9 protein-coding genes are annotated in these 14,240 nt (G+C 73.6%); 8 read left to right on the forward strand and 1 reads right to left on the reverse strand.

The features are described from left to right. Window positions 1–2: 2 nt before the first annotated feature. From NCC78_RS07590 to NCC78_RS07600, 3 genes are all read left to right on the forward strand, one after another. Window positions 3–2,171 carry a putative bifunctional diguanylate cyclase/phosphodiesterase gene (locus NCC78_RS07590; protein WP_250792773.1) on the forward strand — a complete coding sequence of 723 codons (2,169 nt, stop codon included), beginning with the start codon at window positions 3–5 and terminating at the stop codon, window positions 2,169–2,171. Continuing rightward, window positions 2,168–2,668 (forward strand): DUF456 domain-containing protein, encoded by a 501-nt coding sequence (locus tag NCC78_RS07595; RefSeq protein WP_250792774.1) that lies wholly within the window; start codon window positions 2,168–2,170, stop codon window positions 2,666–2,668. Before NCC78_RS07590 ends, NCC78_RS07595 begins: the two co-directional genes overlap by 4 nt. 344 nt (window positions 2,669–3,012) lie before the next feature. Further along, entirely contained in the window at window positions 3,013–4,599 is a 1,587-nt protein-coding gene (locus NCC78_RS07600; protein WP_250792775.1) for an amino acid permease, read from the forward strand. 70 nt (window positions 4,600–4,669) lie between these two features. On the opposite strand, the gene NCC78_RS07605 is transcribed toward NCC78_RS07600, so the two are convergent. Then, window positions 4,670–5,761, reverse strand: coding sequence for a PQQ-dependent sugar dehydrogenase (locus NCC78_RS07605; RefSeq protein ID WP_250792779.1), 1,092 nt, complete (start codon window positions 5,759–5,761; stop codon window positions 4,670–4,672). Between the two features lie 89 nt (window positions 5,762–5,850). On the opposite strand from NCC78_RS07605, the gene NCC78_RS07610 reads away from it, so the two are divergent. The 5 genes from NCC78_RS07610 to NCC78_RS07630 all read left to right on the forward strand — a co-directional run. Beyond that, complete coding sequence (locus tag NCC78_RS07610) at window positions 5,851–7,215, forward strand: glutamine synthetase family protein (RefSeq protein WP_284706265.1); 1,365 nt, start codon at window positions 5,851–5,853, stop codon at window positions 7,213–7,215. Window positions 7,216–7,335: 120 nt separating this feature from the next. Further along, a complete protein-coding gene (locus tag NCC78_RS07615; protein ID WP_250792810.1) occupies window positions 7,336–8,679 on the forward strand; it encodes an aldehyde dehydrogenase family protein in 1,344 nt (447 codons plus the stop codon). Window positions 8,680–8,682: 3 nt separating this feature from the next. Then, window positions 8,683–9,450, forward strand: coding sequence for a 3-oxoacyl-ACP reductase (locus NCC78_RS07620; protein ID WP_250792783.1), 768 nt, complete (start codon window positions 8,683–8,685; stop codon window positions 9,448–9,450). 55 nt (window positions 9,451–9,505) lie between these two features. After that, window positions 9,506–10,219 (forward strand): gamma-glutamyl-gamma-aminobutyrate hydrolase family protein, encoded by a 714-nt coding sequence (locus NCC78_RS07625; protein ID WP_250792786.1) that lies wholly within the window; start codon window positions 9,506–9,508, stop codon window positions 10,217–10,219. A gap of 409 nt (window positions 10,220–10,628) precedes the next feature. After that, on the forward strand, window positions 10,629–14,240 hold a 3,612-nt coding region (locus tag NCC78_RS07630), incomplete at its 3' end, for a SpoIIE family protein phosphatase (protein ID WP_250792790.1).

Consider the following 14,240-nt stretch of genomic DNA (forward strand, 5'->3'; position numbering starts at 1 on the left):
CCATGGCCGCCGTCCCGCACCCCGGCGGGGAGGAGGTCAGCCGGTCGGGCGCCCAGCGGTACGCGGCCGAGTGGACCCGGGCGGTACGCCGGCTGGGTTTCGTGCCGCTCAGCGCGGCCGAGACCGAGCGGCTGCTGCTCCTGCACACCGTCCGGCTGGCCCAGGCCCTGCTGGCCGAGCCGTTCTCGGCACGGCCGGCGGAGGAGGTCGGCCGCACGCTGATCGACGAGCACCTGACCGAACCGCCGGTGCTCGACTGGTCGGTACGCGCCCTGGGCGAGGACTTCCTCGCCCAGGTGCTGCCCGCCCGGGCGCACCGGGACGAGGCGGTGCACCGGGTCGCCGCGTTGCAGGGCGGGCTCGCCGCCGGGTTCGCCCGTGCCCTGCGCGACCGCACCTTCGCCCAGCAGGAGCGGATCGCCCGCTCCGCCTGGCAGGCCCGAGACGAGGTGGAGCAGGCGCTGCGCGACAGCGAGGCCCGGTTCCGGGCGGTGTTCACCGGGGCGGCGACGGGGATCGGCATCGCCGGCATCGACGGCCGGATCATCGAGGTCAACCAGGCGTTCGCGGAGATGCTCGGCTACTCCGTCGAGGAGATGCGGCAGATCAACGTGGCGTCGCTGTTCCACCCCGACGACGCGGCCGGGATGTGGGAGCTCTACCAGGAGCTGCTCGAGGGCAAGCACGACAGCGCCCGGGTCGAGAAGCGCTACTACCGCAAGGACGGCAGCGTGGTCTGGACCGACCTGGCCGTCTCGCTGATCCGGCACGACGACGGCCGCCCCCGGTTCACCGTCGCGATGATCGAGGACATCACCGAGCGGTACGAACTCCAGCAGCGGCTGCGTTTTCAGGCGTTGCACGATCCGCTCACCGGCCTGCCCAACCGGACCCTGTTCTTCGAGACGCTGGGGCAGGTCTTCGAGGTGAGCGACGCGGAGCGCCGGGTCGGGGTCTGCTTCCTCGACCTGGACGGCTTCAAGGCGATCAACGACAGTCTCGGCCACGATCTCGGCGACCGGCTGCTGATCGTGATCGCCCGCCGGCTCGCCGAGTGCGTCGCCGGCCGGGGCCACCTGGTCGCCCGGATGGGTGGGGACGAGTTCGTCATCCTCGTCGACGACGGCGAGGGCATCGACGACGCGGTGGCGGTAGCCGAGGCCGCCCTGGCCGCGGTCTCCGCCCCAGTGCGCATCGACGACCAGCAGCTCGCCGTCTCGGCCAGCATCGGCATCGTCGACTGCCCGGTCGGCGCGACCAGCGCCTCGGAGCTGATGAAGGCCGCCGACACCACGCTCTACTGGGCGAAGGCGGAGGGCCGTGGCCGGTGGGCGGTCTACGACCCGGAGCGCGGCGCCCGGGACATCGCCCGTTCCGCGCTGGTCGCCGGGCTGCCGGCGGCGCTGGACCGGGGCGAGTTCGTGCTGCACTACCAGCCGATCGTGTCCCTGCTGGAGGGCTCGATGCTGGCCGTGGAGGCGCTGGTCCGCTGGCAGCACCCGGAGCTGGGGCTGATCGGCCCGGACCGGTTCATCGGGTTGGCCGAGGAGACCGGCCTCATCGTCCGGCTCGGCGAGTGGGTGCTGCGGCAGGCCTGCCGGGACGCCGAGGCGTGGCGGCGCGAGTTCCCGGACGCACGGCTGGTGGTGAGCGTCAACCTCGCCGCCCGGCAGGCCGACCACCCGGGGATCGTGGAGACCGTCGCCGACGCGCTGGCGTCCAGCGGGCTCCCGGCGGACCTGCTGCAACTGGAGCTGACCGAGAGCGCGGTGATGGGCAGCGCCGGGGAGCCGCTGCGGTCGCTGCACCGGCTGGCCGCGCTCGGCGTCCGGCTGGCGATCGACGACTTCGGCACCGGGTACTCCAACCTCGCGTACCTGCGTCGGTTGCCGATCCACTGCCTGAAGCTGGCCGGGCCCTTCGTGGAGGGGATCCGCGGCGACGGGCCGGACGCGACGGTCGACCACCGGGACGAGCGGATCGTGGACGCGCTGGTCCGGCTGGCGCACGCGCTGGAACTCTGGGTCACCGCCGAGGCGGTGGAGACCGGGATGCAGGCCGAGCGGCTGCGGGCACTGCGCTGCGACACCGGGCAGGGGCGGTTCTTCGGCCCACCGGCGCCGGCGGCGGAGATCACCGCCCGGCTGGGCGGCGGCGGGGTGGCGGCATGAGCCTGACGGACTCGCAGGCGGCGGTCTCGGTGCTGGCCGCGTTGGCCATCCTCGCCGGGCTGGCCGGCGTGGTGGTTCCCGGCCTCCCGGCGCTGCCGCTCTGCTGGGGCGGGGTGCTGGTGTGGGCGCTCTTCGGCGGCGCCGGCGCCGGACGCTGGGCGGTGCTCGCCGCCGCCACCGTGGTCGCCGCCGGCGGCACCGTCGTGAAGTACGCCTGGCCGGGGCGCAACCTGAAACGCACCGGGGTGCCCACCTCGTCGCTGCTCGCCGGGGGGCTGCTGGGCCTGGTCGGCTTCTTCGTGATCCCGGTGGTCGGGCTGGTGCTCGGTTTCGTCGGCGGGGTGTGGGGCGCGGAACGGCTGCGGCTGGGCAGCAACCAGCTCGCCTGGCCGGCGACGAAGCAGGCGGTGGGGGCGGCCGGGCTGTCGATGCTGGTCGAGTTCCTCGCCGGCCTGCTCATCGCGGGGCTCTGGGTGGCCGGCCTGGTGTTCGCCTGACCCCCGCCCACGTCACCGGTCCGACGGGTGGGGGCGGCGGGCTACGGCAGATGGGGGCGGCGGCGCGGGGGCGGAGTCGGGTACGGCGCGGTGCGGCGTACCGGTGAGAGAGAGGTGACGTGCCCCCGCGCCGCCGCGGTGCCGCCGGCGGTCCGAGCGCCCGGCGGTGGCCCGTCGCGATCGGGCCTGGTCACGAGGTCAAGGATGCGGCCCGGGCGGCCCGGACGGCAACGCAATTAGCCCGGGTGACGGCGACATCCCCACCCGTGACGTATTGACCACCTTGATCAGCGGGACGACACTGTGCCCACTCGCACCGGGGAACCACCTCGAGGAGGTGTGCAGTGGCCACGACGCCCGTGCCGACCGCCGAGCAGCCGATGGACGACGACGCCCGACGACTCGCCGAACTCGGCTACAAACAGGAGCTGCGCCGCAAATGGAGCGGCTTCTCCAACTTCGCCATCTCGTTCTCCATCATCTCGATCCTGGCCGGCTGCTTCACCACCTTCGGCCAGGCGTGGAACAACGGCGGGCCGGTCGCCATCTCCTGGGGCTGGCCGCTGATCTCGCTGTTCATCCTGATCATCGGCTTCTGCCTGGCCGAGCTGGTGTCCGCGTACCCGACCGCCGGGGGTATCTACTGGTGGGCGGCGAAGATGGGCCGCCCGGTGCACGGCTGGTTCACCGGCTGGCTGAACCTGATCGGCCTGATCGCGGTCACCGCGTCGGTCGACTACGGCTGCGCCACCTTCCTCAACCTCACCCTGTCGGCGCTCTTCGACGGCTGGGCGGGGACGCTGCGGCAGGCGTTCGTGCTCTTCGTGATCATCCTGGTGCTGCACGGGCTGATCAACATCTTCGGGCACCGGATCATCGACGTGCTCCAGAACGTCTCGGTCTGGTGGCACGTGGCCGGCGCGACCGCCGTGGTCGCCATCCTGGTGTTCGTCCCCGATGAGCACCAGAGCTTCCAGTTCGTCTTCACCGAGCGGTTCAACAACTCCGGGTTCGCCGACGGCGGCACCGGTGGGCTGACCTTCTGGTTCTACGTCCTGCCCCTGGGCTTCCTGCTCACCCAGTACACGATCACCGGCTTCGACGCCTGCGCGCACGTGTCGGAGGAGACCCGGGGCGCCTCCCAGGCCGCCGCCCGGGGCCTCTGGCAGTCGATCTTCTATTCGGCGGTCGGCGGCTGGATCCTGCTGCTGGCCTTCCTCTTCGCCGCCACCGACGTGGAGGCGGTCAACGCCGCCGGCGGCTTCTCCGGCGCCATCTTCGAGTCCGCGCTGACCCCAGTCTTCTTCAAGGCGGTCATCATCATCTCCACCATCGGGCAGTTCTTCTGCGGGATGAGCTGCGTGACGTCGATGAGCCGGATGGCGTACGCCTTCAGCCGCGACCGGGCGGTGCCCGGCTGGCGGCTCTGGTCGCGCGTCGACCGCAACGGCACCCCGGTCAACGCCATCATCGGCGCCACGCTGGCCGGGCTGGTGCTCACCCTGCCGGCGCTCTACTCCAGCTCCGCCGGGGTGCCGGTCGCCTTCTACGCGGTGGTCTCGGTCGCGGTGATCGGGCTCTACCTGTCGTTCATCATCCCGATCGCCCTGCGGCTGCGCCTCGGCGACCGGTTCACCCCGGGGCCGTGGACGCTGGGCCGCAAGTACAAGCTGCTCGGCTGGATCGCGGTGATCGAGATCGCGGTGATCTCGGTCTACTTCGTGCTGCCGATCGTCCCGGCCGGGGTGCCCGGGAGCCCCGACTTCTCCTGGTCGGCGGTGAACTACGCACCGCTCGCCGTCGGCGGGGTACTGCTGCTGGTCGGCGGCTGGTGGTACGCCTCGGCCCGCAAGTGGTTCACCGGTCCCCGCCGTACCGTCGACGATCCGGTGCCGGCGACCGGGCCCGCGCCGGTCGACGAGCCGGCCTGACCCGCCCCCCACCGCCGGTCACCCCGTCAGGGGGCCGGCGGTGGGGTGGCGCGGCCGGTGGCGGCCGGGACTACCGCCGGCCGGTGGTGAAGCGCAGGATGCGGTCGTCGTCCGGGGCGGGCGTGGTGCGCCCGTCGCGGTTGCTGGTGGTCACCCAGAGCGAGCCGTCCGGGGCCCGCTCGACCGTGCGGAGCCGGCCGTAGGCGCCGGACAGTTCGGCGGTGGGAAGGCCGACCTGACCGGCGAGGCTCACCGGTACGGCCCAGAGCCGGGCCCCGCGCAGGGCGGCGACGAAGAGGGTGCCGTCGGCGAAGGCGGCGCCGCTCGGTGACGCCTCCGCCGGGGTCCAGACGACGACCGGGTCGCGGAACCGGGGGTCGCTGCTGCGGCCCTCGACGACCGGCCAGCCGTAGTTGCCGCCCGGCACGATCAGGTTCACCTCGTCCCACGCGCTCTGGCCGAACTCGGTGGCGAAGAGCCGGCCCCGCGCGTCCCAGGCCAGACCCTGCACGTTGCGGTGGCCGTAGCTGTAGACCAGCGATCCGGCGAACGGGTTGTCCACCGGCACGCGGCCGTCCGGCCGCATCCGCAGGATCTTGCCGTTCCGGCTGGCCAGGTTCTGCGCGTCGGCGGGCACGAGCGCGTCACCGATGCCGGCGTAGAGCATGCCGTCGGGGCCGAACGCGATCCGCCCGCCGTCGTGGGCGGAGGCACGCCGTACACCGCTGAGGATCACCTGCGGGAACTGCGGCAGGTCGAGCCGGAACCGCACGATCCGCAGGTCGGTCGCGGTGGTGAAGCAGACGTAGACCAACCGGTCCCACCGGTACGTGGGGGAGACCGCCAGGCCGAGCAGTCCCGCCTCGCCGCCGGCGACCACCCCGGGAATCCGGGCGACCTGCCGGGGTGGCTCGCCGGGCCGGACCCGCACGACGGTGCCGAGGTCGCGCTGGGCGACCAGGGCGCTGCCGTCGGGCAGGAAGTCCAGCCCCCAGGGGACCTGGAGCCCGGTCGCGACCACCTGCGGGCGGGTGAAGTCGAAGCCGCTGGGCGGGGGTTGCGGGACCGGCCCGCCCGGCGGCTGCCCGGCCGCATGGGCGCTCGCGGTGCCGAGCCCGAGGGTGAGGACGGTGACGACGGCCAGGACGACGCGACGACGCATGAGGACTCCTCGAATGGTTGCCGCCGGTGACACCGGGGCATTGACGGTGATCCGGTTTGCCAGTAGACCTTGGTGATGGAGGCCCGCTGATGAGCAGAACGCCGTTCACGCTGGAAGAGTTGCGGGTCGCCATCGCCGGCGGCGAGATAGACACCGTCGTGCTGGCCCTGACCGACATGCAGGGGCGCTTGCAGGGCAAACGGTTCCACGCCCCCTACTTTCTGGACCAGGTGGTCGCCCACGGCAGCGAGGGCTGCAACTACCTGCTCGCCGTCGACGTCGACATGAACACCGTCGACGGGTACGCCATGTCGAGCTGGGAACGCGGCTACGGCGACTTCGCCATGGTCCCGGATTTCACCACGCTGCGCCGGGTGCCCTGGCAGCCGGGCAGCGCCCTGCTCCTGGCCGACCTGGCCTGGCTGGACGGCTCCGGCCCGGTGGTCGCCTCGCCCCGGCAGATCCTGCGCCGGCAGCTCGACCGGCTGGCCGCCCACGGCCTGACCGCGTACGCCGGCACCGAGCTGGAGTTCGTGCTCTTCTGCGACTCGTACGAGGAGGCGTGGCGGCGGGGCTACCGCGAGCTGACCCCGGCCAACCAGTACAACGTGGACTACTCGCTGCTGGGCACCGCCCGGGTGGAGCCGCTGCTGCGCCGGATCCGCACCGAGATGGCCGGCGCGGGCCTGGTGCCGGAGAGCGCCAAGGGCGAGTGCAACCTCGGCCAGCACGAGATCGCCTTCCGCTACGACGAGGCGGTCACCTGTGCCGACCACCACGTGATCTACAAGAACGGGGCGAAGGAGATCGCCGCCCAGGAGGGCATGTCGATCACCTTCATGGCCAAGCCGAACGCGCGGGAGGGCAACTCCTGCCACATCCACTTCTCCCTGCGCGACTCCGACGGGCGCTCGGCGATGCTCGGCGACGGGCCCGCCCACCTCTCGGTGACCGGGCAGCGGGTGCTGGCCGGGCTGCTCGACACCATGCGCGAGTTCAGCCTCCTCTTCGCCCCGAACATCAACTCCTACAAGCGCTACCAGCCCGGCTCGTTCGCCCCCACCGCGCTGCGCTGGGGCACCGACAACCGCACCTGCGCCCTGCGGCTGGTCGGGCACGGGCAGGGCATGCGGGTGGAGAACCGGGTGCCCGGCGCCGACGTGAACCCCTACCTGGCGATCGCCGCGCTGGTCGCCGGCGCGGTGCACGGCATCGAGCGGGAGCTGGAGCTGGGCGAGGAGTGCACCGGCAACGCGTACGACGACGCGGACGCCGCCCGCGTCCCCGGCACCCTGCGCGACGCCCGCACCCTCTGGGAGGACTCCACGGTGGCCCGGGACGCCTTCGGCGACGAGGTGGTCGCCCACTACGCCAACCAGGCGAGGGTCGAGCTGACCGCCTTCGACGCCGCCGTCACCGACTGGGAACTCGTCCGTGGCTTCGAACGCCTCTGACCCCCGCCCGGCCCCGCTCCACCACGCACCCCTGGTGGGCGCGGTGCGGCGGCCGGCGTGCGGCGCGGCGGGCCACGACCTGATGATCGAGGCAGCGGAGGTCGACGCGTGAGCCAGGTGATGAATCCGGCCACCGGCGAGGTGGTGGCGGAGGTGGCGGCCACGTCGCTGGCCGAGACGGACGCCGCGATCTCCCGGGCGGCGGTGGCGTACGAGAGGTGGCGACACGTCGCGCCGGGGGATCGGGGGCGGCTGCTGCGGCGCTTCGCCGCCGTGGTGGACGCCCATCTGGAGGAGTTGGCGCAGCTGGAGGTCCGCAACTCGGGGCACACCGTCGGCAATGCCCGCTGGGAGGCGGGCAACGTCCGCGACGTGCTCGACTACTACGCCGGCGCCCCGGAGCGGCTGACCGGCCGGCAGATCCCGGTGCCGGGCGGGCTGGACGTCACCTTCCACGAACCGCTCGGCGTGGTCGGGGTGATCGTGCCGTGGAACTTCCCGATGCCGATCGCCGCCTGGGGCTTCGCGCCGGCCCTCGCGGCGGGCAACACCGTGGTGCTCAAGCCCGCCGAGCTGACCCCGCTGACCGCGCTGCGCCTGGCCGAGCTGGCCCTCGCGGCGGGCCTGCCCGAGGACGTGTTCACCGTGCTGCCGGGCGCCGGATCGGTGGTGGGGGAGCGCTTCGTCACCCACCCTGCCGTCCGCAAGGTCTGCTTCACCGGCTCGACCGAGGTCGGCACCCGGATCATGGCCGGCTGCGCCGACCAGGTGAAGCGGGTGACCCTGGAACTGGGCGGCAAGAGCGCCAACCTGGTCTTCGCCGACGCCGACCTGGAACGGGCGGCCGCCACCGCGCCGTACGCGGTCTTCGACAACGCCGGCCAGGACTGCTGCGCCCGCTCCCGGATCCTGGTCCAGCGCCCGGCGTACGACCGCTTCCTGGAGCTGCTGGAGCCGGCGGTGCGCGGCTTCCGGGTGGAGGACCCGGCGCGGGAGACCGCCGAGATGGGGCCGCTGATCTCCGCCGGGCACCGGGACCGGGTCGCCGGGTACGTCGACGGCGCCATGGTGGCCTTCACCGGTTCCCGCCCGGACGGCCCCGGCTTCTGGCACGCCCCGACGGTGCTGCTCGCCGACACCCCCGCCGACCGGCACTGGCGGGACGAGATCTTCGGCCCGGTCGTCTCCGTCCTCCCCTTCGACGACGAGGCGGACGCGGTCCGCCTCGCCAACGACACCGAGTACGGGCTCTCCGGCTCGATCTGGACCCGGGACGTGGGCCGGGCGCTGCGGGTGGCCCGCGCGGTCGAGTCGGGCAACCTCAGCGTCAATTCGCACTCGTCGGTGCGCTACTGGACCCCGTTCGGCGGGATGAAACGCTCCGGTCTCGGCCGTGAGCTGGGCCCGGACGCGCTGCACGCCTTCACCGACGTCAAGAACGTGTTCATCGCGACAGAGGAGTGAGAAGTGCGGGGTCGTCTTGAGGACCGGGTCGCCGTGGTGACCGGCGCGGGCAGCGGCATCGGGCTGGCCACGGTGCGGCGCTTCGCCGCCGAGGGGGCGCGGGTGGTCTGCGTCGACATCGACCCGGCGGCCGGCGAGCGCGCCGCCGACGAGGTCGGCGGGGAGTTCGTCGCCTGCGACGTGGCCGACGAGGCGGCGGTCCGGGAACTCTTCGACGGCGTGGCCGAGCGGCACGGGCGGGTCGACGTCGCGTTCAACAACGCCGGCATCTCGCCGCCGGAGGACGACTCCATCCTGGAGACCGGGCTGGACGCCTGGGAACGGGTGCTGCGGGTCAACACCACCAGCGTCTACCTCTGCTGCAAGCACGTCATCCCGCACATGCGGCGCCAGGGCAAGGGATCGATCATCAACACCGCCTCGTTCGTGGCGCTGATGGGGGCGGCCACCTCGCAGATCGCGTACACCGCCAGCAAGGGCGGGGTGCTGGCGATGACCCGGGAGTTGGGCGTGCAGTTCGCCCGCGAGGGCATCCGGGTCAACGCGCTCTGCCCCGGACCGGTCGCCACGCCGCTGCTGCTGGAGCTGTTCGCCGCCGACCCGGAGCGGGCCGCCCGCCGGCTGGTGCACGTGCCGATGGGCCGGTTCGGGCAGCCGGAGGAGATCGCCGCCGCGGTGGCCTTCCTGGCCAGCGACGACGCCTCCTTCATGACCGCCGCGCAGTTCGTCGTCGACGGCGGGATCACCGGCGCGTACGTCACCCCACTGTGAGCGCGAGGAGTAAGCCGGGTCTGCGAGCCCCGCAGTCGCGAACGGTGCCAGCCCTGTGAGCCGACCGCTGATCGGGATCACCGCGTACGTCGAGCCGGCCGCCTGGGCGGTGTGGCGGGACGTGCCAGCGGTGCTGGTGCCCGAGGCGTACGTCCGGGCGGTGACGGCCGCCGGGGGGCGGGCCGTGGTGCTGCCACCGGACGACCGGGACCCCGACGTGCTGCGGGTGCTGGACGGGCTGCTCCTGGCCGGCGGGGCGGACGTCGACCCGGCCCGGTACGGCCAGCCGCCGGCGCCGCGCACCGAGAGCCGGCCCGGGCGTGACGCCGGCGAGCTGACCCTGCTCACCGCCGCGCTCGCCACCGATCTGCCGGTGCTCGGCGTGTGCCGGGGGATGCAACTGCTCGCGGTCGCCGCCGGCGGCTCCCTGCACCAGCACCTGCCGGACCGGGTGGGGCACGACGGGCACCGCCCCGCCCCCGGGGTGTACGGCGGGCACGGCGTGCGCTTCGCCCCGGGCAGCCTGGCCGCGACGGTGATGGCCGGGGTGCGCTCGGTCAACTCCTACCACCACCAGGCGGTCGCCGATCCGGGACGGCTCGCGGTCACCGGCTGGTCCGACGACGGGGTGGTCGAGGCGGTCGAGGACCCGGGGCGTCCCTTCGTCCTCGGTGTGCAGTGGCACCCGGAGAACGAGCCCGACCCCCGGCCGGTCACCGCGCTCGTCCGGGCGGCCCGCGACCGGACGGCCGGGAGACTGCCGGGCTGACCGGGGACGGACCCCCGGGCGGGGTCGGACCGTGCCCGGGAGGCGGTCCGGATCCGGCGGGCCCGGCACCGGATCGGCCGGCGAGCGGCCCGGATCCGCTGCGGCGGCACCGCGGTGTCGCCGATGTCACATTCCGAACCGTCGCCGCCGTCGGCCACGGTCGGCGTCCACGGAAACCAGCGGAACACCCCGGCGTCGTCGGCGGTTCCCGCGCTGGCGCCGTGGCCCCGGCCGCGCTCTCCGCCCGAGCCGTCGGCCGGTGCCCGGCCGGGTGACGGACCGGCGGGGCGCACGTAACCAGCGCACCCCGGGGGTCATGCGTTACGTTGCTGGTCCGTCGGGGTACAAGTCGGGGCACGACCGACGGACCGTCGGAACCGTCCTGGACATGGCTGGAGCGGGAGGCTGCATGAGCTCGGGCCAGCGGAGCGCGGAAGAGGGTCGACCCGCCCGCGCCCGGGCCGCCGAGCTCCCCCCGCTGCTGGCGGCAGCCTTCGCCGCCGGCGGTGAGATGGGCGAGCGCCTCCACCGGTTCGACTGGGCCGGCACCCCGCTGGGCACCCCGGACCGCTGGCCCTCGGCGCTGTGTCACGCGGTCAGCACGATGCTCGCCTCCCGGTCCCAGGTCGCGATGTTCTGGGGTGCGGACCATCGGACCTTCTACAACGACGCCTACCTGCCCACGATCGGCACCAAGCACCCCGCGGTGATCGGGCAGCCCGCCCGTGAGCACTGGGTGGAGACCTGGGACGTGCTCGGTCCGGTGCTCGACGGCGTGCACCGGACCGGTGAGCCGTACCACGGCGAGGACCACCCCTTCGTCATCGACCGGCACGGCTTCCTGGAGGACGTCTACTTCGACGTCTCCTACGACCCGATCCGGGACGTCGACGGCAGCGTCAACGGGGTCTTCTGCATCGTCAGCGAGACAACCGGCCGGGTGCTCGGCGAGCGCCGGCTGCGGACGCTGGCCGAACTGGGCACCGAGCTGGCCGAGGTCGGCAGCATGGCCGAGTTGGGCCGGACCGCCGGGGCGGTGCTCGACCGGCACCGCCCGGACGTGCCGTTCGCGCTGGTCTACCTGCGCGACGACGCCGGTGGCTTCGCCCTCGCCGGGTGCAGCGGCATCGACCCCGCCTCGGTCACCGCCCCGTCGCCCGTGCTGCTCACCGAGATCGCCGTCGACGGCGCCACCGCCACCGTCGCGGTGACGGAGCTGCTCGACGGCGTGCCGGCGGGGGCCGCCGAGCAGGCGCTGGTGCTGCCGATCACCGCCACCAACGAGACCGTCGGGACGCTGGTGGTCGGCGTCGCCCGGCGGCTGCCGCTCACCCACGAGTACCGGAACTTCCTCGACCTGGTCGCCGCCCAGATCTCCCGGGCCGTCGGCAAGCAGCAGGCGTACGAGCAGGAGCGGGCCCGCGCCGCCGAGCTGGCCGCCCTGGACCGCGCCAAGACCAACTTCTTCGCCAACATCAGCCACGAGTTCCGGACCCCGCTGACCCTGGTGCTCGGCCCGATGGAGGACCTGCTCGCCGACCCGAAGCTCCCCGAGGAGTACACCGACCGGATCGCGACGATGCACCGCAACGCGTTGCGGCTGCTCAAGCTGGTCAACACGGTGCTCGACTTCTCCCGGCTGGAGTCCGGTCGGCTGACCGCCCGCTACCAGCCCACCGACCTGGCCGACTACACCTCCCGGCTGGCCAGCACCTTCCGCTCCCTCATCCAGCGGGCCGGGCTGCGCCTGGTGGTGGACTGCCCCCCGCTGCCCGCACCGGTCTTCGTGGACCGGGACATGTGGGAGAAGATCGTCCTCAACCTGGTCTCCAACGCGGTGAAGTTCACCTTCGACGGCGAGATCCGGGTGCGGATCCGGGCGGCGGCCGGCGCAGCCCGGCTGGAGGTCACCGACACCGGCGTCGGCATCGTCGCCGAGGAGCTGCCGCACGTCTTCGGGCGCTTCCACCGGGTGCCCGGGGTGCGCTCGCGTACCCACGAGGGCACCGGGATCGGGCTGGCGCTGGTCCGCGAGCTGGTCGAGATGCACGGCGGCCAGGTCGGGGTGAGCAGCCGCGTCGACGAGGGCAGCACCTTCACGGTGAGCGTCCCGTTCGGCTCGTCGCACCTGCCGGCCGAGCGGGTGGCCGCCCCGGGCCCCGCCGGGCCGGGCGAGCTGGCCCAGGCCGACCTCTACGTCGCGGAGACCGCGCTCTGGACCCACGCGGTCGGCCGGTCCACGGCCGCCCGTTCCGCAGAGGTGGCCTCCTCCGGCGCGGCGGGTCGGATCCTGGTCGCCGACGACAACGCCGACCTGCGGGAACACGTCACCCGGCTGCTCTCCCCGTCGTGGGAGGTGGTCACGGCCACCGACGGGGCGCAGGCGCTGCGGCTGGCGCTGGACGGCACCTTCGACCTGGTGCTGACCGATGTGATGATGCCCCGGCTGGACGGGTTCGGGTTGGTCACCGCGCTGCGCGCGGATCCGCGTACCCGGCACCTGCCGATCGTGCTGCTCTCCGCCCGGGCCGGCTCCGCCGAGGCGGTGGCCGGGCTCTCGGTCGGCGCCGACGACTACCTCACCAAGCCCTTCTCCGGCCAGGAGCTGATCGCCCGGGTCCGCGCCAACGTCGAGCTGGGCCAGCTGCGCGGCCAGGTCATCCGCCGGCTCCGGGCCCTCGCCGACGCGGCGGTGGCGGTCAACACCGCCCGCTCCACCGCCGACGTGCTCCAGGTCGCCGCCCAGCACGCGCTCAGCCTCGCCGAGGCGGCCCGGGTGGTGGTCTCGGCCCCGGGCGCGCGCTACGAGGCCGACGGCGGCGGGATCACCTCGATCGAGCCGTCCTTCCTGCTGGCGCTGACCGGCACCGCCGGGGAGCAGCTCGGTGAGCTGCGGGTGTGGCGTCGCGACGGCGACGGCGCCGACACCGACGAGGCCGCGCTCACCCAGCTGGCCCGGCTGGTCGGGGTGCGGCTGGAGAACGCGCAGCTCTACGAGGCCGAGCACCGCATCGCCACCACCCTCCAGCACAGCCTGCTGCCCCGGTCCCTGCCGCAGCTGCCCGGCGCCGTGGTCGCCAGCCGCTACCTGCCCGGCAGCGCCGACGTGGAGGTCGGCGGCGACTGGTACGACGTCATCGCGCTGGACGACGACGAGATCGTGCTGGTCATCGGCGACGTGGTCGGCAAGGGCGTCCGCGCGGCCGCGGCGATGGGCCAGCTCCGCAACGCGCTGCGGGCGTACGTCCTGGAGGGCTTCGACCCGGGGGAGGCGCTGACCCGGCTGAACCGGCTCGTCGGGTCGACCGAGGGTCGTTCCTTCGCGACCGTGGTCTGCCTCCGGTTCAGTCCTCGCACTGGCCGGCTGCGCTACGCCAGCGCCGGTCACCCGTCCCCCCTGCTGATCCGAGGAGACGACGTGGCGTTCCTGCACGACCGGGCGCTCGGGCCGCCCGTCGGGGCCATCACCGGCACCTGGTACCGCACGCAGGACGGGGAGTTGGCCGCGGGCAGCCGGTTGCTGCTCTACACCGACGGCCTGATCGAGGACCGGCAGGCCGGCATCGACGCCGCGCTGGCCCAGCTCCGGTGCGACGCGGCGACCCCCGGCGAGCACGTGACCGACCTGATCGACGCCGTGGTGGAGCGGGTCGCCGGGCGGCCCCGACGCGACGACGTCGCGGTGCTCGCCCTGGAGGCGGCCGAACTCAACCGGTTCGCGTTGCGGCTGCCGGCGGACCCCACCCGGCTCAGCGTGCTGCGCAGGCGGCTGGAGGACTTCCTCGTCGCGCACTCCGTCCGCGAGACGGACCTGTTCGACCTCACCGTGGCGGTCTCCGAGGCGGCCGCCAACGCGATCGAGCATCCCGTCGACCCGGCCGAGCCGACGATCAGCGTCGAGGTGGCCATCGAGGACCGCACGGTCGTGGCCACGGTGCGCGACACCGGGCGGTGGCGGGAGTCCACCGGCTCGGGCTTCCGGGGGCGTGGACTGTCGCTGATCAGGGCGTTGGGGGAGCTG

Source organism: Micromonospora phytophila, from assembly GCF_023656545.1.
GTDB classification, from domain to species: Bacteria; Actinomycetota; Actinomycetes; order Mycobacteriales; family Micromonosporaceae; genus Micromonospora; species Micromonospora phytophila.